The following is a 25,744-nucleotide window of genomic DNA, read 5'->3' as shown; positions in this document are numbered from 1 at the left end:
ATATGAACATAGAAAATGCTAAATCACAGATGCGTAAGGGCATGCTTGAGTACTGCGTACTGCTGTTGCTTAAGCATCGTCCTTCGTATGCCAGTGACATCATCCAGCAGCTCAAGAATGCGGAACTGCTGGTGGTAGAGGGGACGCTTTATCCGCTGCTGACCCGATTGAAGAACGACGGCCTGTTGCAATACGAGTGGCAAGAGTCAACCCAGGGGCCTCCCCGAAAGTATTACGCCTTGAGTAAAGAAGGCGAAAAGTTTCTCGAAGGACTTGATACAGCCTGGATGGAACTCTCGAACACCATTAATTATCTGAAGAATGTAACCCCCAAATTATTGGAAGTAAAGGATTGAAGAATTGAAAAATTAAAGTTATGAAAAAGAATATTACCATCAACCTGTGTGGGCGTCTGTTCCAGATAGACGAGGATGCCTACGAACTCTTGCAGCAGTACATCAACTCACTCCGTTCATCGTTTGGTAAGCAGGAGGGCGGCGATGAAATCGTAGACGATATCGAGGCCCGTATTGCTGAACTTTTCGATGAACTGCGCCAGCAGGGCATCGAGGCTATCACCATCGAACATGTGAAGGAAATCATCACCCGTATCGGCAAACCCGAAGAGTTGACTGGCGAGGATGGCGAGAAGCAACAAGAAAGCAACGGCACCAACTGGGAGGAGCAGGCCCGTTCGGCTGGTCAGAAGATTTATGAGGATGTACGCGCACGTACAGCTGGAAAAAAACTGTATCGCAACCCCAAGGATAAGATGTTGGCAGGTGTCATGTCGGGTATTGCCGTATATACCAATACCGACCCTGTTATCTGGCGATTCCTGATGATATTGTTTACCTTCTGCTATGGCGTGGGTATCTTTATCTATCTTGTCTTGGCGCTTGTGATTCCTGAGGCCAGAACACCCGAGCAGCTGTTGCAGATGGAGGGCAAGGATGTTACGCCGCAGAATCTGGCAGATGTAGTAGTTGAAGGCGAAAAGCAGCACGTGCAGCGCCCCGGCTTTCTACGCCTGTTGTTCATCATCTTTATGAAGATGGTTATCGCCTTTGCAGTTATCATCTCAATCGTTGTGTGCATTGCCTTGACGTTCGGATTCTTCGGCGTGCTCATTGCCACGGTTAGTGCGATGTTACTGCCACTAAACAGTACCCTACCGTTCAGCCTCGGAGCTATGGGGCTGGAAGGCGCATGGGTTAGCAATCCCAAGATACTCATCATCTTTGTAATCGCTCTGCTCCTGGTATTGCTCATACCCATCTATGCCATTATCCACATGGTACTCTCACTCACTGGGAAAATCCGTCCTATGGGTGTTGTCCAGCGTATCGTAAACATCGTGCTTTGGGTTATCGCCGTGTGCATCGCAGTGCCCTTAGGTATCAGCATTGCCAATTATCATTATGACTATTACCAGGAGCGTTACCAAATCGATTATACTACCACCTATCAGGGTGTAAAAATGAACGAGGATGATGCCGATTTCCTGCGTCGTGGCAGCTGGAATCTGATAAAGGCTGAGAACTGCGATCATTATACGTATTATGGTATGGATGGCCAAGGGTATGATAACGCGCGTTTTATGGATGTGTTTAACGATAATTGCGAGGAGGTTTTCCAAGCCGAGCGTAAGGAAAAGGTTGAACCAGGCATTTACCAGCTTACATGCTATGCACGCGCCGAGGGTCCTGGCACCTTTATCTATGCCATGGGGAAGGAGAAACACCTACAGTCCATCCCCGTAAACGAAAACTCAGAAGACGAAATGGGATGGAAGCCCATCACCATCGATAGCATAGTAGTTGCTGGCGATTCGGTTGCCTATGGTATGTCATCGGATAAAGCGTTCACTGGCGAACCCTGCCGTGCTAAGTGGTTCTCGGCTATGGACTTTGAACTCACCCGTACAGGCGACCTGCCAAAGGGTAAGAAATAGCTGGATGAGGGTCAAATCTGCAGTTTTTTCGGCTGTGTGTAATAATGTGTAATGGATTTCTTGCAACTTTTGGGGATTTCTTCTACTTTTGCACCGTCCGGACAGACAAACAGATTGTTGAACCATTAACAGAAAACGAAAATGAAGAAAGTATTAGTAATGGCACTGATGGCACTCTTCGGACTCACCACGGTGAGCGCACAGAAGACCGTTGTAGCCAAGAAAAACCAGCAAGTATTCGATGTAGTAGAGCAGATGCCTGAGTATCCAGGCGGTATGGCTGCCATGGTCGAATATCTGAGTAAGAATGTGAAGTATCCAGCCGATGCTGAGAAGAAGAAGGTTGAAGGAAAGGTATTTGTAACCTTCGTGGTTGATACCGATGGCTCGATTACTGATGTGACCTTAATGAAAAAGGTGTTCCCATCGCTCGATGCCGAAGCTATGAGAGTCATCTCGGCTATGCCTAAATGGGTTCCTGGCAAGCAGAGAGGACAGGTAGTCAGAGTCAGATTCACCGTTCCTATTATGTTCCGCTTGAAATGATAACGATAGTTTATCTGATATTCTCTCTCTTTGTTGTGAGCTGCTCGCACGAGCAGTCTCACAACAAGCTACTCACCGAGGCAGAGCAGATAGTGGTGGAACAGCCTGATTCGGTGGTCAGAATGCTGGAGCCGTGTTGGGACGACACGACGCTTTCTGCCCCCGATCGTGCACTCTTTGGTCTGCTCTATACCGAGGCGCTGCATCGCAGCGGATTGTCGACCGAGTCGGACTCGCTGATTCTGACCAGTCGGCGCTATTACGAGCGAGAGAACGATAAACCGCGATTGGCGCGCGCCTTGCTGCACCACGCCATCGTGCTCTATAAACAGCAGCAAACCCACGAGGCGGTGCTCACCATGAAGCGTGCCGAGCAGTTGGCCGAGAAAGTTGACGACCCTATGTACAATTGCTATCTTTACTTTGTGCTGGGCGATATCAACGATAATGTGGGCAACTATCCCCAAACGCTCAAGTACTACAAGCAGGCTCTGAATGCCGCCCGCCAGTGCCATAAGGATGAGTGGATAGTGAGGGCGCTGAACAACATTGCCCAGACCTTCGATATGACAGGACGGATGGATAGTCTGCAATATTATACAGAGCAGGCCGAGCCCTATGCGCCGCATACCGATGGCGAGATACGTGCCACCTATCTCACTAATCAGGCCAGCTACCTGTTGCACATGGACAAGCGCCAGGAAGCCAAACAACTTCTGCTGAGGGCCCAGCAGACATCGCCTACCGACAGAGGTGCGAAACTGCTGGCCGATGTGTATCTGGCTGAAAAGGACACAGCCAGTGCCGCCCAGCAATGGTACTCGTTGCTCAACTCCTTCTCGCCCGATGTTGCCATCAGTTCGTATCGCAAACTGATTGGTTATATGACTATGCGTGGTGAAAACAACCAAGCCGCCTTTTATAGCCTTCGACTCAACGAGGTGTATCACGACCTCTACAGCCGCGACGATACTGCCAGCATCATCGATCTGCAGGCCCAGTTCGACGAGCAGCAGAAGGAGCGCCAGCAGTATCGTATCACCATCATGCTGCTATCGGCCATCCTGTTGCTGATACTTGCTGCCATAGCAGCCATCTGGTACAGCAGGCGAAGGATTGACCGACTGAATGCGCGATTCCTGGAAAGCCAGAAGAAGTATGATCTGACCCGTAGCGAGCTGACCAGGATGCGCAAACAGAAAGAGCGCGAAGAGCGTGAAAACTCGGAAGAACTGAAGGCTGTTGTGGCGCGTATCCATGCTTCGGCCAACAAGGGGCGTGCCATATCCGACGACGATATGAATGAATTGGCACAGCGTGCCTACGCCCTCAATCCCAACCTACAGCTGTTGTTATCTGCGTTGAATGCCAAGGAGCAAGCCGTCTGTCTGCTCATTCGTCATAACTTCCTGCCCACGGAGATAGCCACGTTGACTATCTCAACGCCACAGACCATCACCAATACCCGTGTGAGATTGTTGAAGAAACTCTTTGGCGAGACAGGCGGCGCCAAGGATTTTGATACGAGGCTCAAGGAGTTTGAATAATTATCCTTAAGGACTGCAGGTACAAAAGCCCTACTCTACAGGGGAAAAAGTTACGCTTTTGAAGGGCAAAAGTTACGGTTTTGAAGGGCAAAAGGTACGCTTTTGCTGATTGTTGGCGCCCGCGCGTAATAATAAGCACGCCCGTGCTTATTATTGTGCACGGCCGTGCTTATTGATGTTGGCGGTCGGTCGCAACCGCTTTTTCAACGTTGGTTAGTCTTTGATGCTGTTCAGCAGGTCGAGCTTGCCATCGTTGACCAACTTAATAATCAGTTCACCGAAGAGCGTGTTCTGCCAGGCAAACCAGTCGCGGGTATAGTCGGTGGCATCGTCTTTATTGAAACTCTCGTGGATGAATCCCTTGCCGGCATCGGTCTTCATCAGCATCTCGATGCAGGCTTTAATCTCTGCGTCGTTCTGACTGGTGAAGGCTTTCATCATAATCGACATAGGCCAAGGCATATCGTAGCCGATGTGCGGACCGCCAATGCCCTCGCCAGCCTTGCCGCGGAAGAAGTAGGGATTATCCTCGCTCCATACAAATCGGCGGGTGTTCTGATAGATGGGGTCGTTGATATCGACATCGCCCAGATAAGGCATAGCCAGCAGGCTGGGCACGTTGGCATCGTCCATCAGCACGCGATTGCCAAAACCATCCACCTCGTAGGCATAGATAGGACCATACTTGGGGTGCTGGTAGATGGCGTACTTCTGTAATGCCTCGCTCACCTCAGCAGCCAGCTGACTGCACTGCTTGGCCAGATCGCTACGGTGGTTCACCTTCTCAAGCATCTCTGCTGCCTTGTTGAGAGAGGTGACAGCCATGAAGTTTGATGGAATCAGGAAGAGTAGGGTGGTGGCATCGTCAGACGGACGGAAGGTTGAGGCAATCAGTCCTACGGGTTTCACAGGTGCGCCCCATCCGCCATTGTTCACTGTGTCGAGGGCGCGATCGGTCTTGCGCAGGAACTGGTACGAGCCGCGTCCGTCCTTGCGCTGCTGATCGTGGAAGGTGCGCAGGATGTTCTGGATGGCCTTGATCCACTCATCACCCAGTACGCTGTTGTCGCCTGTGGTCAGCCAGTATTCGTACAGCAGGCGCAGTACGTAGCAGAGTGAGTCGATCTCCCACTTGCGCTCGTGCAGTTCTGGTTTCATGCCAGTGTCGCCCATCCACTCACCATCAGGACGAGGCTCTTTGTTGAAGGCGTTGGCATAAGGGTCGATGTTGATGCACTTGAGTTGGCGCAGAATGACGCCTGCCAGCATCTTCTTAAGTTTAAGATCCTGGTTGGCTAGTTTGACGTATGGCCAAACCTGGGCACCAGAGTCGCGCAGCCACATGGCATGGATATCACCTGTATAGACGAATGTGTCAGGATTCCCCTCTGCATCCTCCTCATAGTGTACGGTTGTATCGAGTGTGTTGGGGAAGCAATTGGTGAACATCCAAGCCAATCGGGCGTTGGTAAGCAGACTGGCTATACGCCTGATCTCATCCTCTACTGCCTCAGAACGGAACAAACGCTCGGCCTCAGCCGGTCGGTTCGAGGGGCGTACGATGGCATCGGTCTTGCAAACCTCCTTCTTGGCTTTTACGGCCTTTATGGCAGGCTTGACCACTTCTGTTGAGAACGAGTAGGGCAGGCTTGATGCCTGAGTGCCTCGCTGGAGATTAGGCTTAGCAGCCATGCGGTAGTCGATACTGCCGCCAGCCAGCAGGTCACTATGTTTGATGTAGTTCTTATCGTAGGGCGCACCGTTTAGGAGCATCTCGCTGACGTAGCAGTTCTCTGCACTGTTGCCATCGGCACGGATCACTAATGTTTTGCCTTCAGGCAGATGCAGGGTTACACGCTTGAAGTATGGCGTACCAAGTGCATACTGACCAGAGCCAGGACATACAGGATAGAAACCAAGTGCCGAGAATACATACCAGGCTGATGTCTGTCCGTTGTCCTCATCGCCGCAATAGCCATCGGGCGTGGCCTGATACAGATGGTCCATCACCTGACGGACCCAATACTGAGCCTTCCAGGGTTCGCCTGCCCAGTCGTATAGGTATATCATGTGTTGGATGGGCTGGTTGCCGTGGGCATAGTTGCCCATGTTCATAATCTGCATCTCGCGTATCTCATGGATGACCGCACCATAATAGCTCTCGTCAAAAACGGGAGGTACGCTGAACACCGAGTCGAGCATAGCCACGAAGTTGTCCTTGCCACCCATCAGGCTCATCAATCCTGCAGGGTCGTGGAATACCGACCAGGTGTAGTGCCAGGCATTACCCTCGGTAAAGGCATCGCCCCACTTCAGCGGGTTGAAGGGACTCTGGAAGGTGCCGTCCTCGTTGCGGCCACGCATCAAACGGGTTTCTTTGTCGAATACCTTCTGGTAGTTCATGGCACGGTCCTTATAGGGCTTGAGCTCCTTCTTGGATTTACCGAGTGCCAATCCCAACTGATAGATACACCAGTCGTCGTAAGCATACTCTAAGGTACGTGCCACGCTCTCGTTGATGCCTACATTATAAGGCACATAGCCCAGGCGGTTATAGTATTCAAACCCCAGTCGGCCAGTGCTCGACACCTGTGGGTGAACGGCATTGGCGCCATGCTTTACAGCCTGCCAGAGCGCCTCTACATCATAGCCGCGCATGCCTTTCAGATAGGCATCGGCCACGATGGATGCAGAGTTGTTGCCCACCATGCAGCCACGATGACCAGGACTGGCCCACTCGGGCAGGAATCCACTTTCCTTGTAGGTGTTTACCAGTCCTTCCTGCATCTGCTGGCTCATCTCCGGATAAACCAGATTGAGCAGTGGGAAGAGCGAACGGAAGGTATCCCAGAAGCCTGTGTCGGTAAACAGTCGGCCTGCGTGTACTTTACCATCGAATGGGCTATAGTGTACAATCTCGCCAGCCTGGTTCACCTCGTGGAACGTGCGTGGGAAAAGTACCGAACGGTAAAGGCAAGAGTAAAAGGTGCGCAAATGATCTGTATTGGCGTCCTCAACCTCTAATCGTCCCAGGATGTTGTTCCAGCGTGTACGTGCCTCGCGGCATACGGTATCGAACGAACGACCAGCTACCTCTTTCAGGTTCTGTCGTGCCTGCTCTGCGCTGATGAATGATGAGGCCACACGCAGGGTTACCATCTCGCCACGTGCTGTCTGGAATCCGATTACGGCGCCGGCATGATTGCCTTCGAACTGGTGCTCGCCTACCTGAATCTTGCCATTGGCAACAGTAGAGATGAAAGTAAAAGGCTTGTCGCTCTCAATCACAAAGTAGTTTTTGAATCCCTCGGGTACGCCGCCGCTGTTCTTGGTGGTGTATCCCTCGATATGGCGATCGTCAATGATGCGAATTCTTGAACCCTTGTCGAAGGCATCTACTACGATACGTGATTTCTTCGAGTCAGGATAGGTGAATCGCATTACAGCTGCACGCTCTGTAGGCGTTACTTCAGCCGTGATATCATAATCGGCCAGATATACCTTATAATAATAGGGACGTGCCGTCTCTGCTTTGTGCGAAAACCAGGAGGCGCGCTTGTTCTCATCAAATACGGTGCCAATGGTGGGCATGATGGCAAACTGGCCGTAGTCATTGATCCAGGGCGAAGGCTGGTGTGTCTGCTTCAGACCACGTATCTTGCCTGCATCGTAAGTGTAGGACCATCCGTCGCCCATCTTGCCTGTCTGTGGCATCCAGAAGTTCATGCCCCAAGGCAGTGCGATAGCTGGGTAGGTGTTGCCAGTTGAGAGAGCGTGGTTGGACTGAGTGCCTACCAGCGTGTTGACGTAATCAACGGGGCTGGTAGCAGCCACAGCACTGCCCCCAAGGAGCAGTGCCACAGCCAAAAGACTCTTTCTGAGATTCTTTTTCATAACAAATTCATTACATCTTTACTTAACTAACAATCTCATCCAATAGCCACCAATGACCGAACGGGCTTTGAATCCTACCATCAGTCCGGTCTTGGTGTCGTGCCAGTCGCTGGTAGGAACACGCGAGCCAGTCTCGTCCATGTATTTGTAGATAGGCTCTACAAACTTCAGGAAGGTATCCTTGTCATTGGCCATAGCTGCACTCCACATAATCCAGTCGGTCTTGGTGTAGTCCTTACGGATGTCGAGTGGCAGACCATAGGTGTTCTGCTGCTTCAGGTAGTAGCTCACCTCGCGCTGCATCACCTCATTGCCAAACAGGTTGGTGTTCCACAGTTTGTCCCATATCATATTGTACTTCTGACTCCAGGTGTTATCGCGGTCGAAGGCCAACTTATAGTGGTCGCCCTCGCGAGCATCGGCCTCCCATTTCTTGGCCATCTGGCGGGCACGGTTCATATAGCGGTCGGCTGTAGCTGCATCGCCCTTCATGCGAGCCATAATAGCATAGCCTGCCACACCCATGATAGCCTTTACAGACAGGTTACAGTTGTGAGGCCAGTGACCGGCAAAGTCGTCGGTACACAATTGGTTCGAGGGATCCTGTCCGTTCTCTACCAGATAATCGGTCCACTGTGTCAGGATGTCCCAGTAGGGTTTTACATAATCGATGTTGCCATCCTGAATACACAGCTGGGCTGCCAGAGTCAGCATGTTTCCTGCCTCCTCGATAGGCATGTCGCCACCATAAACCTGACCGTTTGCGATGGGGTAGGTGCCCAGATCGTGTGCTGCAAAGGGCTTGGTCCAACGACCAGAACGACTATACTCGAAGATACTGGTCATCATGGCCTTCTGTAGTTCAGGATTGTAAGCCAGGAAAAGTGGTGCTGATGGATAGGTCAGGTCAACGGTGTTCACACAGCCGTTAGAGTTGTTCTCTTTTGAGAAGTACAGCAGATGACCCTCGTTGTCCTCGAACAGCTTATGTGCTGCCAATACATGACGATAGGCACCAGAGAGGATTTCTGCATAATGGGCATTACCCACACGGAAGGCATCGTCATAAATCTGCTTGTCCAGGGCACGACAACGCTCCATGATGCTTCGGTAATTGCGGTTCAGCTTGTTGAAAGCATCGAAGATATCAACCTTTCCCCCATGTGCCCAGTAGGCCTTATAGCGGTGGTACATATACTCAATGTCCTCTATCTCATCGTAGCCGATCAGTGAGAATGATGATTGAGGCTGCTGGTCCACCTTGCCGAAATCGTGCACATAAGCCAGTACGGGTATGTCGTTCTGCTTGTAGGCACGGATCAGGTTCTGACCGCAACTGAGCTGTCCCTTGTTGAGGAATCCGTCAATGATGTTATTGTAGGTGTCGAGCGAAACCTTTCCGTTGTAGTCGGCCACATACAGATATCCCCAGTCGATGCCGATGCCATCGCCCTTCTTGGCGAGAATGGGCTGGTCGATAGTACCTGTCTTGAGGTACTTTACGCCATCAACAGAGATTGCTGATGACTCTGTAGGCTGATGAGGCTTGTTGGTTGCGATAAGCGGGCTGGCCAGGAGAGCAAACTGTACATCGTGCTTCTTGCGGTCGAGACTCTTCACCTGATACGACACGTAGGATACGGGTGTAGAGAGCAGATCGAGGTCATCAATCAGCATGGGCGAAGTGAACACTACATCCAGTGCTACAGGACCACAGGTGAAAGCGTAGTAGGTCGAAGTGGCCATCACGTCAACGCTCTTCTGGATAGCTGTCTTCACAGAGTTGGTTTCAACACCCACGTTGGCATAGAGTCCAAAGTCGGCATAGGCACCGCCTGCGTTATTATAAACGTGGAATGTCATCACGTTGCGACCTTCGTGAAGCAGTTGCTTCTGCTGGGCGTTCAGGTGAACAGACTCTCCGAAAATAGCGTCCATGCGTCCCTTGCCGATCAAGGTACCGTTGATATATAGCTCGCAGGCATCATCATGAGAGAACAGGGCATAGAGGTCGCCACGCAGGTCTTCGGCTGTCAGGTTGATTTCGCGACGGATATAGATATCACTGTGCTCTTTCGACCAACCGGTCTTGATGTTGTCGCCGGCATTACCAAAGGCTGCCTGACCAGTGCGCCAGTTGTTGGCGGCAAAGTCGGGTGCCTGCCAACCATCGGCCTGTGGCTCTTCTGTGTATTTTGCCTCCCAGTTGATCTCGTCGCTCATAGGAGCCAATGCCTTAAGCAGTTTGTGCTCCTTGTCGCCCATAAAGCGATAGGTTGTACCATCGACTCTGAGCAGGCCCTCCAATGGCTTCTCGTCGCCTGTCCAGAGACGGGTGCTGCCTTCGGTTAGCTTATCGTAAGGCGACCAAATAGAGAAGTAGGGGTCGTTAACTACGATAGGTACTGCTGGGAGTCGGAGTGATGTGGATTTGTAAGGTGAGAAGAACTCTGACTGGGCAATGGCGCTGGTTACAGCCAGCGCCATGCCTAATAAGGGAATTAATCTTTTATTCATATTTGTTTAATTATGTGTTATGGAATAATCACTTCCATGGGCTCACTATAGTTCCAACGGCGTGTGCCACTGCCTCGTGGAGTATCGTAGTTGATACGAGCGGCTGCACGCACAAACACATGATAGCCTGAGGGGATGGCTTGTCCGCTGGCAGAGCGGATAGTGATAGGCTTGCCCTCGAACTCGTCGAAGCTTTCGCCTGCATAGTTTATCTGATTTGACCAGCGCTGGTCGCGAGCGCGATAGCCTACGCTTGATGATGTTGAAACGAACAACTGGATATCGGTGACGTTGGTAAAGTCATCGCTATACCCGCCCATTGGCTCAACCATACTACGGAACTCGTCCTTGCTGATGGCGCGGGTCACCTTGACCTTGGCGGTAATCTGACCGTTGGATACCGATGGCGTCTCAACGAACTCCACCTTCAGGAAAGGATGGACTTCGAACTTCACTTGAGTGGTGCCAGAGATCTTGCCGTACCAGGTGTCGTCAGAAATGACTGTACCATCGTCGGTATCACGGTACACTGGTATAAACGGACCATCAATGCGAATATTGTACTCGCCGGCAAAAATCTTGGTATTGCGGAAGGTACCGTCAGGACGACAGTAGAAATCAGGGTTGTGATCTACATTGTCGCCATAGCTTAATTCGGTCAGGCGTACACGGATGCCTTCTGAACCCTGATCGGTTAGCACAGGGTCGCCGGTCTTGGCATCAACTACCACGCCTTCGATAGTCTCGCCAGGCTCTTTGTAGTTGTCTATCTCAAAGGCATCGCAGGCAGTCAGTGCGAAAGCCGCAAACAACAGGTAGGAATAATATCTGAATGTTTTCATTGTTTTTCTGTTTTTTATCATGATTAAATGTTATCTGTTAGGCTGCTGATCAATGACAGGACTCTTTGAAACCTCGCCACCAGGGATGGCAAAGTAGTAATCGATGGCATTGAACTCGCACTCGTTCTGTCCCAGATACTGGTAGTGATAGTCGAAGAAGTACTTACCCGACTGGGCCGACATGTAAGGATAAAGACCATGGAAACGATAGCGGCTGTTGTCGCTATATACATCTTTGTCGCGTGTGATACCCCAGAATCCGTCGCGGTTGTCGTAATCCTGTACACGCCAGCGACGCAGGTCGTACTTGGTCTTCTGTTCAAATGCTAACTCCTTACGGCGCTCCTTGCGTACGATGTTACGGCTCTTCTCATTAGAGGTTAAATCGGTAGCCAGAATATTGGCACCTGCACGTTCCTGAATGGCACGGATAACCTCTGTGGCTTCTGCCAGCATGTCAGCACCATCAGGTGAGTTCACACCTTGTAAGGAGAGCTCAACGGCAGCCTCGGCAAAGTTGAGCAGTACCTCGGCATAGCGCATCAGAATGAAATGCTGGTCGCACACTCCTTCGCCGCTACGGGCATCGCTGCCCTGATAGAGCCATTTACGAGAGTACATACCGCTGACGCCACCTTCAGCCCAGCTGTAGAAAGGACCATCGGCACCTGTAGCCTGAGTCTTGACACCTTTTACGTCGACCGTCTCGATGGTACCTTGGTTAGGACACATAAAGAGAGTCTTTGGCTTGTCTGTGTAAGCCTTGAGAGTCTGTGGACCTTTGCTGGCATTGCCGTATGAATAGTCGGCACCAGGGTCGTTAGAGAATAAGGGTTTGATAGGTTCTGAGCCTGTGTAGATACCCTGGCGGATCTCGATAACCTTGCCACGGAATACGTCACCAGGTACGATGACCTGGGCACGCAGACGTGGCTCGGCATTCTTGAAGAAGTCGAATGGACTGTCATAGAGTACGTAGTTACCCTGTGCATCGGTGGTCTTGATGGAACCGTCAGCATTCACAGGGATGCCGTCGAATAATGAGATGAAATCGGCTGTAGGACAGGTGCCACCCGATAGTGGTGCATGGATAGTGCATGGTGTGTTGTATGAGTCGTAAGAGTGTACATAGGTAGGATAGCTGTACTCGCGGGTCTGGATGTTCTCTGGACTGTCTGAGTCGGAGAGCATGTTGACCATCGACTGCATGATAGCATCTTTGTTGCCGGCCTCCCAACCTTTCTTATAAAGTGAGTAGCGCCCACTATTGATAACCTCTTTGGCGGCTAAGTAGGCTTCCTTAAACCACTGGTTAGCCAGTTTGTTAGCCTGACTATCCTCGAAACCCATCACACGGATTCCAGTCTTTTGGCCAACACCAGTGAGATGACCTGTTACGGTCTGGTTGTACTTGGCCACACAAGCAGCATAGAGGGCTGCTTCCGACTTCCACGACAGGGCCACATATTTGTTGGCATAACCATCTTTCAGGCTGATTGGACCCATCAATTCGGCTGCTTTGTCGTAATCTGCCAGGATCTGCTTCCAAGTATCTTCCTCGCTCGAACGTGGCACCTCCAACTCGTCATTATCCGCATCGTAGTCGATAACCTTGGTAACCAGCGGTACACCTCCATAACGACGGGCCAAGGCATAGAATATTGTTGCACGGCAGTAATAAGCATCGCCCAAATACTGGTTGAGTGTAGGCTCAGGCAGACTGCTGGCTGTTGAAGGCAGGTCGCGGATAAGCTGATTGATTTCACGCAATGTTCTGAAGGCCTGACTCCAGTAGGGGTTACTCTCACTACGCCATGCGTTCATAAAACCTTCACGACCTACGCCCTCACCGATACCCTCGGTACCAAAACTGACGAGCCAGCCGTTGTGGGTGAAGCCTTCGCTGAAACGGTATTTGAAGTCCTCGAAGGGCATTTGACTATAAATGTTGGCAAAGTATATGTCGAGACCAGATTCATCGCCGAGTAACTGGTCCTTGGTTACCACATTGTTGGGGGGAACATCAAGGCCTACACATGAGTTAAACAGAAAGGCGATGCCGGCTGCCATGATGAATATTATCTTTTTCATATCTTATTCTTAACTAAATATGTACAACTTAGAATGACAATTGCAGACCAACGGTATAGGTCTTGTTCAGAGGATACAAACGGCCGAGGTCGCTGTCGGGATGCTCTGGATCAACGAACTTCACGCCTGTGAATGTGAGTAGGTTGTAAGCGTTGGCATATACGCGAAGCGACATGCCGTTCAGCGCTTTCAATTTAGGCAGCGTATAGCCCAACTCAACACTCTTCAAACGCAGATAGGCTGTGCTAACGCGATTGAACTCTGAATTGCCGATAGGATTGTGGTTGGTATAGGCATAGTAGCCGGATACCCATTCCTGTGTAGGATCCCATGGGTCGGCTGTTGGATCAACAGGATGCCAGCGATCCCAGAACTGTTCCAAGGTACCACCTGCTGCTGGTTCGTAACCCCAGATGCGATAGAGGGGCTCCTCGTAGCGCATGCTACCCATAGCTGATCCTTGGAAGAGGATGTTGATATCGAAATTACGCCAGTTAGCATCGATGTTGAATGAATAGTTCATCCATGGCGTCTGGTCGTATGCGAAAGGATGTTCATCAAGACCGTTGATTTCGCCGTCACCATTCCAGTCTTCATATTTGTAGTCACCAGGCAGTACGTCGCGTTCGTGATAGATATCATAGTTCCAGATATCCTCCCAACTGGTGAAACGACCTGCTGAAGTATAACCGAACTGTACACCCTGATAACGATTATTCAGGTTATCATGACGCCACTTATCGTAGCTGTTGGCATAAGTTGCATTCTGTACTGCTGTGAGGTATTTGTTACGTGTCAGACTAAAGATGCCCTTCAAGCCATAGCTAACTTCGCCGATATGGTTGCGATGAGTAATCTCAAGTTCAACACCAGCGTGCTGGTCACTATTGGCATTCAGCTGGGGGGCATCTGCACCAATTACTGTTGGGAAATCGCCTGGACGCATGTAAAGTCCTGTTCGCTTACGAATGAAGTAGTCGAAGGTGATACCCAGTTTGCCGTCCCATGCGGTGAAATCGAAACCGATATTAAAGCTCTTTGACTTGTACCAAGAGATAGCTTCGTTTGGCATGGCCTTGGGGGAGGCACCATAGATAAACTGGCCGCCGAACATCCAGCCTGGGGCGTAGCCGTTGTACCAACCTTTATTGCCATCGCCACTGCCACCTGAAGGATAAGAGTAGCCTGCTACCCAGTCGTATGAGGCGCCTGAGTCATCACCCATCTCACCATAGCTGGCACGAACCTTTAAGTTCTGGATGAAGTGTAGGAAGTTGAGGTTCTTGAAGAAAGGCTCCTCGCTGATGCGCCAACCGGCACTGGCTGATGGAAAGAATCCCCAGCGATGACCTGGTGCGAACTGCGAACTGCCGTCGTAACGGAACTGGCCTTCCAAGAGGTAACGATCGGCAAAGTTATAGTTCAGGCGACCGATGAATGAGTTGTAGTTGGCGCTGTGGATATCACCAGCATTGGCATTACCTACTTGGCCCTCATCGATACCATTGAACAGATACGGGCTGTTGAAGGCTAAGTTGCGACGTGCATAAAAACCATCGTACACCTTCTGTTGTGTCTCGAGGCCAATCATGGCGCCTATGGTGTGTGAAGATATGGTGCGATGATAATTCAATGTAAACTGTGACAGTTTCTGTGTGTTATCATAATGCTCTTTACGAAGCTGTGCAGGTGAGCTGCCTGAGTAAACTTGCTGAATGTAACTATCTGTTACAGGGTCATAAGCGTACTGATTGTACTGGCGGCGATAGATGTCATTCTTGTCTATATGCAGATCGTATGAGTACATAGCTCTGGCGGTCAGACCTTTCAGAATGCTTACATACTGACCAAAATCGAAAGTCAAAGAACCTTGAGTGAGCATTTGGTAGCGCTTGTACTTCCTGTATCCGCTGATGTCGCTGGTCATCTCGGCAACGGCATTCTCGCCCAAATCCAGATTCTGATAGTTCAGCATGGTATGTTCTGGATCGGCATAAGCAGCTGCGAGTGGGCCCTGACGCCAGTAGTTACGGATGATGTCGGTGGTCGATGTATAAGGCGTGTTGCGGTTGTCTAACATACCGTTCATCTGGAGTTCAAAACTCAGACCCTTCACTATCTCAGCATTGATCTTAGAGGTGATATTGAACTTGTCGTAGTTCAGGTCGCCGCTCTTCAGGAAACCTTCCTGATAGAGGTATCCCATACTTACGAAATACTGCATCTTTTCAGATCCGCCACTGATGGTCATGTTGTGATTGGTTTCAGGGGCAGTCTCAGCAAAGATGAGCTTGTTCCAGTCTGTGCCCTGCTTGGTGCCGTTGCGATACTCGTCGATGGCTTCCTCGGTAAACATTGGAGAGCCGCCATCGATGTTGTTCTTCTTTAGCTCGTTCATCAAGGTCATGGCACGTACGGGGTCGAGCAGTTTGGGCATGCTCTTGGGCGCTTGGATGGTGAACGAACCATTGTAGCTTACCTGAGTCTTGCCTGCGCCACCTCTCTTGGTGGTTACCAGCAGTACGCCATTGGCTGCACGCAGACCATAGATGGCTGCTGAGGCATCTTTCAGTACAGAGATGTCTTCGATGTCGTTGGCGTTCATGCGTTGGAAATCCTCTACGGTGCGGGGAACACCATCGATAACAATCAGGGGAGCGCCGAGACCACGTACATCAAAGTTGTTTTTGTACGTTCCTGGCTCTGAACTCTGCTGCCAGACACGGACACCTGCGATACGGCCTGTTAACATATTCTGGGTGTTCTCGTTGTTGGTTTTCAGCATGTCCTTACCACGCAGTGCGCTCACGGAACCAGTGATAGATCCACGCTTCTGGGTTCCATAACCTACTACGATGACATCGTTCAGTTCTGAAACGTCTTCTGTCATCTTGATGTTGATGGTTTTACGACCTTGTACATTCTGGCTGACTGCCTTCATACCGATATAGGCAAAATCGAGAGTGCCATTGTCGGCCACAGAAATCGAGTATTTACCATCGAAATCTGTTACTACTGCAGTCTTTGTGCCACGAAGGGTGACGGTTGCACCAATGACGGGTTCACTGTTCTGGTCGGTAACAGTACCCTTGACGGTGATGATACTCTGTGCTTGCAAACCCAACCCAAAGGCTGTCGAGAGCATCAGAAGCACGCATTTTTTAGTTAGGATATTCATATTGTTTTTGTTATATTAGTTATTACTGCAAATTTGATGCCACAAGCATGCCGTATTCCGAAGCGTATGCAAATGCTACGAGTGCGCGTACGTCATTCTGTGCCTGATTACTGCTCCAACCGCCAGTGAGACCACGGGGCAGTGCGTTATTCTTAAGATAGTTGTCCCATGCGTAGTCGAGGTTTGTCTGAAAAGTTCCGACTCCCTCTTTTGCATCAACACCAATCTTTACTGCGTCCATCCAGCCACGCATTAATACATCGTCGAACCAACGGCTAAAGTTGCTGTAGGCATAATCCCAAGTGCCTTTGGAGTTCTTCTGTGGGAAATAGTTGAAAGTTGCTGTGTATAACTGACGTGTGTCGTTCAGATAACGTGCATCCTTGGTAATCCGGTAGAGGTCGGCGCCACCGCTAACCATAGTGCCGCTGTTATAGGTGAACTTTGTTCCACTTGCCCCTGTGCTGGGGTTTGAAATACGGTACTGTACACCGTCAAATTCGTCGTAGCGGATATTGTTATTGGCGCCTACCATATCCAGATATACGCCATCGGAGGCACGAAGATTGTACTGTTGCCATTCGTAGATCTTCTTGGCCATCATCAGATAGTATTCGGATTTGTTGGCTGTGACATCCAACCGTTTTCCTTCGCCGTTAATGGTACGGTATGTCACCTTGTCAGCCTTGTCCTGATAGTATTCTGCCAACCATACGAGAGGTGAGATGAATGGCGCGTTACTGCAGGCGTGTTTTGTGCAATATGAAGGCCCCCATGTAATACCGCCTACCTCGGCACCCCATGTATTCTGCTTGCTATCAAGACACCAGTCCCAACCATCGAGTACATAGGCAGTCAGATATTCGGCCTTATCCAGATATTTTTGGTCGCCAGTGGCTTTCCACGAACGTAGAAGTTCGCGGATAATCCACTGTTGATCATCGTACACATTCTGGTCACCATCAACCTTTGCGCCTCCTTTCATGCCGCCGCGATGTACACCATATACAGTCCATTCGTGGTTGTTGCGGGTAAAAGAGGTGAGTTTGAAGGTACCTGCGTAGTATTCTAACCCGTCATAGAGTTTCTCAAGTTGCGTTTTGTAGGTGCTTGCTGACCCTTGCTCGGCGTTCTTTCCTGCTTTGCTCAGGGCGACATAGCCTTCCAGAATGCTATTGCAAGCTTCGATGGCCGCAGTGTAAGGCCATACGTCGGCTTCACCCGATGCTTTGTCTGTTGATGGGTTGTACATGTCTGCCATTTTCATGTCACCACTGATGTAGTGCTGCATGGCTGCATCGAAGAGGGTCGTAGCCCTGGTGAGATTACGTACACTTACATCGTTAGTGCCGATGGGCAGTGGTCTAACAGGGGGGGTAGGATCGTCAGACTGGAAATCATTGTTGCTGCCGCAACTTGCTGTGGTTGAAAGGGCAATGACCAGACTGACCATAGTTAGAATTTCTTTCTTCATTTTCTTATTCATATCATTTTTTAGTTCAAGTCGATACTATAGATAGTTACCTTATTCTCGTCGCCGTTTTCTTCGCCTTTGTATACAGCCAGAACCAGTGTGACGTTCTTTCCTTTATACTGTGAGAGGTCAAATACGAATTTTCCATAGTTCTCAGGATGACCTGTATCGCCGTTGAAATGACGGAACTTGATGGTGCCGTCAGGGCCTTCGCTCAGTTCTGATACCTGTGATTCGCTGTTGGGTTGCAAATATTTTACGTTCATATCATCGGTGATGGCGATGAGCTTGAAATAGGTAGGATGACTGCCAAAGTTACGGGCTCGTAGGGTCAGCTTCTGGTTATTGTCATTGATGGCAAATTTGCTGTAAAGATAGCTCTCGGCTTTCGAGGTACTTACAATACCGTTGCCGCCTCGTGTCTTGATGGTGTAACCTTCATTTGTGAATACATCACAATCCTTGGTGATTGATGTGAGCCCCCAGAAAGCAGCCACGTGACCGGTCTTATTCCAGTCGCGGTAAGCCCATACGTACTCATCGCGGTCTTTACGTCCGTCGTAGGTGGTGATACCAGTGAACGACTGGCGTTCGTTTGGCATGGTGGCTCGTACCATCTCTTGGGTCATGTGCAACTCTTCGAGTGCATCGTTGATAGGTGAACCAGGCAGCCAAGCTAAACCATTGACGGCTTCAGGAGCAAAGCTGATGCGACGCAATACAAGCTGAACCCATTCGCCAGAATAGTAGGTGCCAATGGCGATGACTACATCTTTGCCGATGTAGGCACTCAGGTCGAATGTGAAGTTCTTATAGCTACCATCTTGGAAAGATATGTTGTCGCCCAGCTTTTTAGCTTGTGGCTTGGCTTCACTCAGGTCCACTACAACTACGTTCCAGATGGCTGGTCCCTGATGAGTGCGCGCGAAAACGGTCAGGATTTTGTTATCCTCGGTGATGTGCTTTCTACCATATATAAAGGTGTTGAGATTGTCGTAATCCACACCATTACTCTTGCTTTCGTCCACGCGCATAGTGGTTCCTTCATTCTGTTCCTCCCAGTTACCCATCATGTCGAGTGTACACATATAGTCCACACTCCAGTCAAATTGTGGATAATTGTCGGCATTACGTCCGCCACGATATTCATTATACATCCATGGGGTACAGGTTTTCAAATCGCCTAGAGTCAGACCTGGCAGAATTTCCTCACCACCTAGATTTATGTCTGGTAGTTGGGCAATACCATCGATGAAATCGTCGATTTTTACTTCCTTGCTCACAGGATTATAGTCGCCATAAGAGATGGTTACTGTATAATTGTCGAGTGGAAGTTGGGTAATGGTGTAGATACCTTCGCTGTTGGTGAGTACTGGATCTCCACCGATGGAAACACTGGCGCCTTCAAGTGGTTGCTTCCCATTCTGCGCATCAAGTACTCTACCGGTAATCTTGGCTGCTGCATAGCGCATACTGGTGCTGACGTTGGCTACACCGTCGTTCCATTGGTTGGGGGCTACCGTGCAACTCACGGTTTGGTAGTCTGTCTTACTGAATGTAATAATGTGTTTACCAATGGGTAAATCTTTCAGCAGATAACTACCTGAAGCATCGGTTGTGCTGCTGATGTCTACATCGTTTACACTGACGGTTACGCCTGATAGTGGGGCGTTTTGATCGTCAGTGATGATGCCACTTACGTCGCCATTGCCCAGGTTTGCACCATTGTTGTTCTCGTCGTTGCTGCAACTGATGTTGCTGAATGCCAAAAAACATACTCCTAAGAGATACGCAGTTAGTTGTTTGGCTTTGGTCTTCTGTTTCATTAATTCTTTAATTTAAATTTTAGTTATTAATAGGAAAAATTCGATGGCAAAAGTAATGGTGAGTAGATTAAATTACCGGTTAATTTGGGGTTAAACGGAGATTAAAAGTGTTAATCACTGGTATTTTTGTTGGTTTTCATATTAAAAATACTAATTTTGCAGTCACAATTTAAATAAGAAGATGTATAAGTTCTATCGATCCCTATTTTGGCTGTTAGCCATCATCCAATTTTCTGCATTGCAAGCTCAAGGCTTGCGATTCCTGAATCCGATTGATTCCATCAACGGTCGAACTTCATATTCGGTGTTTGGCGACGATGAGAAATTGTTTGTTCATCAGCTGACGATCAGATTTGATATGCAGATACCTCGTGTGCCCGAGGTTGGTTATATCCTGCATGTAGTGGATGAGAATCAGGGAGCGAATTATAACTTGTTTTACGATGGTCGCGGTAATGATTGGTTTGAGCTGAACGAAGAAGGTAAAACCACACTTATACGAAGTAATATCAATCGTCAGGCTCTTCTTGATAAAGGATGGGTGCCTTTTATGTTGACGTTCAATTTTGATAAGAAGGAGCTGAAGATGGTCATTGATGGTCATGTGACGCAGGCTAAGATTAATTCTATGCCAGCTTTCTTGTCACCCAAAATTGTGTTTGGAAGGTTTGATTATTTGATTGAAGTACCATCTGTTACCATTAAAAACCTGCAGGTGTTAGGAGCCGAAACGGATTATTTCTTTCCTTTGTCTCAGAGCCGTAGCAATGATGTCTACGATCAGAACCAGCATAAAATAGGTTTTGTGGCTAATCCTTATTGGAGTATCAATGATTGTTATCACTGGAAAAAACTCAACGTGATGCATTTTCAGCATAATGCCGGTGCTACATATGACCCTCAGCGTCATCTGTTCTATGGCTATACTCGTGATACCTTATTAATATATAATAGCGATAGTCAAGCGACCAACTATCATGTATTTCAGACGCCTTGTCCAGTAGATATTAATCTGGGAATGAACTTTCTTGATAAGCGTACGAATAAGCTATATACTTATGAGGTGTTTAAATATGATAATCCTGCTGATCGACCACAGGATGAGGCTTCGATGGCCAGTCTTGATTTGAATACGCTTGAGTGGACGTCAGAATGTTTTACTCAGTTGCCTACACAGATGCACCATCATGGTTGCTTTCTCGATACATTGCGCAATCGGTTTTGTATCTTTGGTGGATTTGGAAGCATGCAGTATTTCCGCAATCTGCATAGCTATGATATAGCTGCTCATGAGTGGCAACCTGGCAAGCCTCTTTATGCATGTACGCCGCGCTATTTTACATCAATGGGTATCGATGCCCGTTCACGCTATGCTTATATCTTTGGTGGTATGGGTAATGAATCTGGAAATCAATCTATCGGGCGCCATTATCTGTATGATCTGTATCGCATCGATCTGCGTAACGACTCGGCACAGAAGTTGTGGACCATTGATTGGGGAAAGCGTCAACATTTGGTTCCTGTACGCAATTTGCTTATCATGGGGGATTATTTCTACACGTTGTGTTATCCAGAGGCGCTCTCTGAGTCTTATCTGCGCCTCTGCCGTTTTTCGTTGAAAGATGGTTGCATGGAGATGCTGGGCGACTCAATTCCTATTCACTCTGATAAGATTGCCACGAATGCCAACCTGTACTATGACCCTGTCGTCGATAAGTTCTTTGTGTGTGTACAAGAGTTTACTGATGATATCTCCTCAACGATATCGCTCTATTCTATCCAATTGCCAGTGCTGTCGGATGCTGAATTTGCTGAGATTTCAGAACTGCCTACTGATGCCCGCTGGTATCTGCTGGGGGGTATTATTATATTGTTAGTGCTGGTTGTGGCGTGGTTGTCCTATCGCCGTCATCGTTTATACCGCAAGCAGATAGAGAATAACGAGATGCACGACGTGGAGATACCGGAACATGTGCCTAACTCCATTTATCTTTTCGGAGCTTTTAGTGCTTTCGACCGTAAGAACCGCGATATTTCTTATCTGTTTACTGATAAGTTGCGTGAACTTACTTGTTTATTGTTGTGGTATCATAAGCAGGGCGGTTTGTCGTCAAAACGTATTGGTACCATTTTGTGGGGTGACAAACCTGCCGATAAGATCAAGAATTCACGGAGTGTTATTATGAATCATCTACGGAAAGTGCTTGAGGAACTGGATGGTATAGAATTAGAATACACAGATGGACTCTACCATTTTGTCATCAAGCAGTCTTTCTATTGCGATTATCTGACATGTTCGCATCTGGTGTTTACAGAGTCGTATACCGAACAGAGTCTATTAGGAATCCTGCGTCGTGGCAAGTTCTTGCAGACGCAGAGCCAACCTTCGCTCGATCAGTTTAAGTCGGAGACCGAGCGCATTCTGACACCTGTTATTCAGCGTATGATGCAACGTACTTACGAGAATAGCGAGTTGAAGCTGACGCTTTATCTGGCTGATGCGATGTTCCATATAGATCCCTATCATATCGAGTCATTCTCCTATAAAATAAAAGCCTTGAATCGATTGGGTAAGGTATATGAAGCGCAGGAAGTCTCTCGTGCGTTCCATGAGGAGTATATCAAAGCCTTCGGTGAAGACTTTACGATATAATAATTTGGAATGTTTTGCGTTATTAGTAATGTGAAACATTTCGGTATACTGATAACATCGCTTTTGTTCGTAGCGACAAGAACTTTTGCGCAATACGATGTGTCCTTCGCTCATTATTGGGCGATGGAACCGTCGTTTAATCCAGCAACGGTGGGTAAGGAGGCTAAACTGAATGTGACTGGCGCCTATGCCTTACAATTGGCTGGTTTTGAACATAATCCCAAGAGCATGTATGCTGCAGCAGACATGCCGTTCTATGCACTGGGGGCATATCACGGCGTAGGTTTGCAATTACTGAACGATGAGCTGGGTTTGTTTTCGCACAAACGTCTGAGTTTGCAGTATGCCTATCAGCGTCGGGTGCTGGGCGGAAAACTGAGTCTGGGCGTGCAGGCTGGCATGTTGAGCGAAACATTTGATGGCAGCAAACTGGAAGTGGAAGATCCTAATGATCCGGCATTCTCTTCTTCGTCGGTTAATGGTACGGGCTTTGATATCTCGGCAGGAGTATATTATCAGGCACGTAACTGGTATGTGGGTATGTCGGCTCTGCATCTCAATTCGCCGGTGGTGGAACTGGGAGAAACCAACGAATTAAGTATCGACGCAACGTATTATTTTACTGCCGGATACAATATTCAGCTGAATCATCCGTTTTTTAAAATACAGACATCCGTATTGGGGCGTACTGATGGCGTGGCTTGGCGTGCCGACATAACAGGTCGACTGAAGTACGAGCACGATAAGAAAATGTTGTATGCGGGTTTAGCGTATAGTCCCACGAATTCGGTGACGGTACTGCTTGGTGGCCGATTTCATGGCATTCATTTGGGATATAGCTATGAGGTGTACACTTCACATATCAGTATCGGAAACGGCAGTCACGAGCTGTTTGTGGGATATCAGACAGAGTTGAATCTGTATAAAAAGGGCAGAAATCTGCATAAGAGTGTGAGATTACTATAGTAAGATAAAAAGGTAGATATGAAGAAATTGATAGGATTATGTACCGTAGCGGCCTTTATGCTGACCAGTTGCTTTGGTAGCAAGATGATGACGGCAAATGGTGGAGAGGTGACAGGTACAGGCGGCAAAGCCTTTACTGAACCGACTCCTTACGGTATGGTATTGGTAAAGCGTGGGCATCTGAAGATGGGTATCGAGCATCAGGATTCTCTATGGGGCAAGAAAACACCTCTTAGAGATATCTCTGTTGATGGATTCTGGATGGATGAGACGGAGGTGACCAATTCGAAGTATCGCCAGTTCGTAAACTATGTACGTGATTCGATTCTGCGAGAGCGTCTTTCAGAAATCGACGAGACCTATAAGACGGTGAAAACGGATAGGGAGGGAAATGAGATCTCGACTGTTCTAAACTGGAAGAAGCCTCTACCGCGTCGTCCCAATGAAGACGAGCAGGAGATTATCGATGGTATGTATGTGACTAATCCCGTGACTGGTGATAAGATGTTGGACTATCGTCAGTTGAACTATCGCTACGAGGTGTATGACTATACTGCTGCAGCTCTACGCCGTAACCGTCTGAATCCTCAGGAACGTAATCTGAATACAGATATCACCATCGACCCTGAGGAACAGGTGATGATATCGAAAGATACAGCCTATGTGGATGATGAGGGGCGTATTGTCCGTGAGAGCATCAACCGTCCGCTGACAGGTCCTTGGGATTTTCTGAATACTTATATTGTGAATGTGTTCCCTGATACCACTTGTTGGGTAAACGATTTCCCCAATGCCGACAACGAGATGTATCTGCGTTACTATTTCTCGAATCCTGCCTATAACGACTATCCCGTGGTGGGTGTTACCTGGGAACAGGCCAATGCCTATTGCGCTTGGCGTACCGATTACTTGCTGAAAGGGTTAGGGGCAGCAGCTCGATATGTGCAACGGTATCGTCTGCCAACAGAGGCTGAGTGGGAGTTCGCTGCACGTGGTAAAGATCAGAACGAGTTTCCTTGGGACAATGAGGCTGTGGCCAGCGGTAAGGGCTGTTTCTATGCTAATTTTAAACCTGACAATGGTAACTACACGAAGGATGGTAATCTGATAACCAGTCGGGTAGGAATCTATTCTGCCAATTCAAACGGACTTTATGATATGGCAGGTAACGTAGCCGAATGGACTAGCACTATCTATACTGAGGCTGGTGTTGAGGCTATGAACGATATCAACCCCACGTTGAAATACAATGCCGCCCAAGAGGACCCCTATCGCTTGAAACGTAAGAGCGTACGTGGCGGTTCGTGGAAGGATCCTGAGTCGTATATCCGTTCGGCATGGCGTACGGCGGAGTACCAGAATCAGCCACGTTCGTATATCGGATTCCGATGCGTGCGTAGTTTGGCCAACTCAACCAGCGAGCGTGCCAAGGCTGCTAAGGTGAAAGGTAAGAGGAAATAAACTAAAAATCAAGATAGTTATGACGATATACAGCAAATATAATATGATCTACCGCTTGCAGAAGTGGATGGACAGTGTGCCAGGTCAGACCTTTCTGAACTATGCCTATAGCTGGGGTGCATCGATTGTAATCTTAGGTACACTCTTTAAGTTGACCCATCTCGATGGTGCCGACTTCTTCCTGTTCCTCGGTATGGGTACAGAGGTGGTGGTGTTCTTCCTTTCTGCCTTTGATCGGCCTTTCGATAAGTCGACCGATGGCATGGAGCTGGATACACATGTTAATGTTAATGGTGAAGTGCCCGTAGTGAGCAAGGGAGGCAGTGCAACTGTTGTTGGCGGTAATGGTGGTACCATCATTATCAATGGAAATGGCGGAAGTTACGGATCATCGACGGATAACCGTAATATATCTGCCTCAAAAGTTACGGATTCCTCATCGATGTCGCCAACTGCGGCTCAGCCCGTTGCTATGTCGGCTCACCCAGAACTCGATGCGGCTACTTCGAGCTATGTTGAAGAGTTAAAGCATCTGACAGAAACGCTGTCAAAAGTGTCTGCCCAGAATGAGAAGCTGGCGCACGATTCAGAGGAGATGGAGAATCTGAACCGTACGCTGACAGGTATCTGCAAGGTTTACGAGATGCAGTTGAAGAGTGCCAGTTCGCAGATTGGTACTATCGATGATATCAACGAGCAGACCAAGAAGATGGCCGGGCAGATACAGGAGTTGAACCGCATTTATGCGCGTATGATCGAAGCCTTGCAGGTTCGCGCCTCAGTGGCCCCCTAAAT

15 protein-coding genes and 1 pseudogene are annotated in these 25,744 nt (G+C 48.8%); 8 read left to right on the top strand and 8 right to left on the bottom strand.

The features are described 5' to 3' along the window. The first annotated feature begins 2 nt into the window (after positions 1–2). The 4 genes from T495_RS0109190 to T495_RS0109175 all read left to right on the top strand — a co-directional run bounded on the left by T495_RS0109190 (position 3) and on the right by T495_RS0109175 (position 4,047). Complete coding sequence (locus tag T495_RS0109190) at positions 3–356, top strand: PadR family transcriptional regulator (RefSeq protein WP_028902420.1); 354 nt, start codon at positions 3–5, stop codon at positions 354–356. A gap of 20 nt (positions 357–376) precedes the next feature. After that, positions 377–1,954: a PspC domain-containing protein gene (locus tag T495_RS15225; protein WP_051651959.1), complete on the top strand. Its 1,578-nt coding sequence runs from the start codon at positions 377–379 to the stop codon at positions 1,952–1,954. Positions 1,955–2,095: 141 nt separating this feature from the next. Then, entirely contained in the window at positions 2,096–2,500 is a 405-nt protein-coding gene (locus T495_RS0109180; RefSeq protein ID WP_028902418.1) for an energy transducer TonB, read from the top strand. Beyond that, complete coding sequence (locus tag T495_RS0109175; protein ID WP_155993554.1) at positions 2,497–4,047, top strand: lipopolysaccharide assembly protein LapB; 1,551 nt, start codon at positions 2,497–2,499, stop codon at positions 4,045–4,047. Before T495_RS0109180 ends, T495_RS0109175 begins: the two co-directional genes overlap by 4 nt. 213 nt (positions 4,048–4,260) lie before the next feature. On the opposite strand, the gene T495_RS16165 is transcribed toward T495_RS0109175, so the two are convergent. The 8 genes and pseudogenes from T495_RS16165 to T495_RS0109140 form a co-directional block, all read right to left on the bottom strand. Continuing rightward, positions 4,261–5,670 carry a glycoside hydrolase family 125 protein gene (locus T495_RS16165; RefSeq protein WP_369793243.1) on the bottom strand — a complete coding sequence of 470 codons (1,410 nt, stop codon included), beginning with the start codon at positions 5,668–5,670 and terminating at the stop codon, positions 4,261–4,263. Beyond that, positions 5,668–7,941 (bottom strand): annotated as a pseudogene (locus T495_RS16160) (GH92 family glycosyl hydrolase); the annotation flags it as partial. The pseudogene T495_RS16160 and the gene T495_RS16165, both read right to left, overlap by 3 nt. Positions 7,942–7,959: 18 nt before the next feature. Continuing rightward, a complete protein-coding gene (locus T495_RS0109165; protein ID WP_051651958.1) occupies positions 7,960–10,458 on the bottom strand; it encodes a glutaminase family protein in 2,499 nt (832 codons plus the stop codon). Between the two features lie 17 nt (positions 10,459–10,475). Beyond that, the gene (locus tag T495_RS0109160) at positions 10,476–11,300 is read right to left on the bottom strand and encodes a DUF3823 domain-containing protein (RefSeq protein WP_028902415.1); all 825 of its coding nucleotides are present in this window, start codon (positions 11,298–11,300) and stop codon (positions 10,476–10,478) included. Between the two features lie 30 nt (positions 11,301–11,330). Beyond that, positions 11,331–13,391 carry a RagB/SusD family nutrient uptake outer membrane protein gene (locus T495_RS0109155; protein ID WP_051651957.1) on the bottom strand — a complete coding sequence of 687 codons (2,061 nt, stop codon included), beginning with the start codon at positions 13,389–13,391 and terminating at the stop codon, positions 11,331–11,333. A 28-nt stretch (positions 13,392–13,419) separates the two neighbouring features. Next, complete coding sequence (locus T495_RS0109150; protein WP_028902413.1) at positions 13,420–16,569, bottom strand: TonB-dependent receptor; 3,150 nt, start codon at positions 16,567–16,569, stop codon at positions 13,420–13,422. A gap of 22 nt (positions 16,570–16,591) precedes the next feature. Then, positions 16,592–18,043 carry a glycoside hydrolase family 76 protein gene (locus T495_RS0109145; RefSeq protein WP_197020373.1) on the bottom strand — a complete coding sequence of 484 codons (1,452 nt, stop codon included), beginning with the start codon at positions 18,041–18,043 and terminating at the stop codon, positions 16,592–16,594. Positions 18,044–18,063: 20 nt separating this feature from the next. After that, complete coding sequence (locus T495_RS0109140) at positions 18,064–19,869, bottom strand: carboxypeptidase regulatory-like domain-containing protein (protein WP_033148369.1); 1,806 nt, start codon at positions 19,867–19,869, stop codon at positions 18,064–18,066. Positions 19,870–20,050: 181 nt separating this feature from the next. On the opposite strand from T495_RS0109140, the gene T495_RS0109135 reads away from it, so the two are divergent. The 4 genes from T495_RS0109135 to gldL are packed head-to-tail and all read left to right on the top strand — an operon-like array spanning position 20,051 to position 25,742. After that, positions 20,051–22,522: a hypothetical protein gene (locus T495_RS0109135; RefSeq protein ID WP_033148368.1), complete on the top strand. Its 2,472-nt coding sequence runs from the start codon at positions 20,051–20,053 to the stop codon at positions 22,520–22,522. 9 nt (positions 22,523–22,531) lie between these two features. Further along, on the top strand, positions 22,532–23,488 hold the full coding sequence (locus T495_RS0109130; RefSeq protein WP_051651956.1) for a type IX secretion system membrane protein PorP/SprF: 957 nt from the start codon (positions 22,532–22,534) through the stop codon (positions 23,486–23,488). An 18-nt stretch (positions 23,489–23,506) separates the two neighbouring features. Further along, complete coding sequence (locus T495_RS0109125; protein ID WP_028902408.1) at positions 23,507–24,949, top strand: SUMF1/EgtB/PvdO family nonheme iron enzyme; 1,443 nt, start codon at positions 23,507–23,509, stop codon at positions 24,947–24,949. Positions 24,950–24,968: 19 nt separating this feature from the next. Continuing rightward, the gene (gldL, locus tag T495_RS0109120; protein WP_033148366.1) at positions 24,969–25,742 is read left to right on the top strand and encodes a gliding motility protein GldL; all 774 of its coding nucleotides are present in this window, start codon (positions 24,969–24,971) and stop codon (positions 25,740–25,742) included. Positions 25,743–25,744: the final 2 nt, after the last annotated feature.

Origin of the sequence: Prevotella sp. P6B1 (genome assembly GCF_000702825.1) — a bacterium.
Taxonomy (GTDB): domain Bacteria; phylum Bacteroidota; class Bacteroidia; order Bacteroidales; family Bacteroidaceae; genus Prevotella.
This window is presented reverse-complemented; position numbering and strand designations above follow the sequence as displayed.

What these genes read in the sequence shown, in the direction of transcription:
- T495_RS0109160 (WP_028902415.1), bottom strand. Translation starts at nt 11,300, where the DNA reads ATGAAAACATTCAGATATTATTCCTACCTGTTGTTTGCGGCTTTCGCA.
- T495_RS0109130 (WP_051651956.1), top strand. Translation starts at nt 22,532, where the DNA reads ATGTTTTGCGTTATTAGTAATGTGAAACATTTCGGTATACTGATAACA.
- T495_RS0109125 (WP_028902408.1), top strand. Translation starts at nt 23,507, where the DNA reads ATGAAGAAATTGATAGGATTATGTACCGTAGCGGCCTTTATGCTGACC.
- T495_RS0109175 (WP_155993554.1), top strand. Translation starts at nt 2,497, where the DNA reads ATGATAACGATAGTTTATCTGATATTCTCTCTCTTTGTTGTGAGCTGC.
- T495_RS15225 (WP_051651959.1), top strand. Translation starts at nt 377, where the DNA reads ATGAAAAAGAATATTACCATCAACCTGTGTGGGCGTCTGTTCCAGATA.
- T495_RS0109140 (WP_033148369.1), bottom strand. Translation starts at nt 19,869, where the DNA reads ATGAAACAGAAGACCAAAGCCAAACAACTAACTGCGTATCTCTTAGGA.
- T495_RS0109180 (WP_028902418.1), top strand. Translation starts at nt 2,096, where the DNA reads ATGAAGAAAGTATTAGTAATGGCACTGATGGCACTCTTCGGACTCACC.
- T495_RS0109135 (WP_033148368.1), top strand. Translation starts at nt 20,051, where the DNA reads ATGTATAAGTTCTATCGATCCCTATTTTGGCTGTTAGCCATCATCCAA.
- gldL (WP_033148366.1), top strand. Translation starts at nt 24,969, where the DNA reads ATGACGATATACAGCAAATATAATATGATCTACCGCTTGCAGAAGTGG.
- T495_RS0109150 (WP_028902413.1), bottom strand. Translation starts at nt 16,569, where the DNA reads ATGAATATCCTAACTAAAAAATGCGTGCTTCTGATGCTCTCGACAGCC.
- T495_RS0109155 (WP_051651957.1), bottom strand. Translation starts at nt 13,391, where the DNA reads ATGAAAAAGATAATATTCATCATGGCAGCCGGCATCGCCTTTCTGTTT.
- T495_RS0109145 (WP_197020373.1), bottom strand. Translation starts at nt 18,043, where the DNA reads ATGAAGAAAGAAATTCTAACTATGGTCAGTCTGGTCATTGCCCTTTCA.
- T495_RS0109165 (WP_051651958.1), bottom strand. Translation starts at nt 10,458, where the DNA reads ATGAATAAAAGATTAATTCCCTTATTAGGCATGGCGCTGGCTGTAACC.
- T495_RS0109190 (WP_028902420.1), top strand. Translation starts at nt 3, where the DNA reads ATGAACATAGAAAATGCTAAATCACAGATGCGTAAGGGCATGCTTGAG.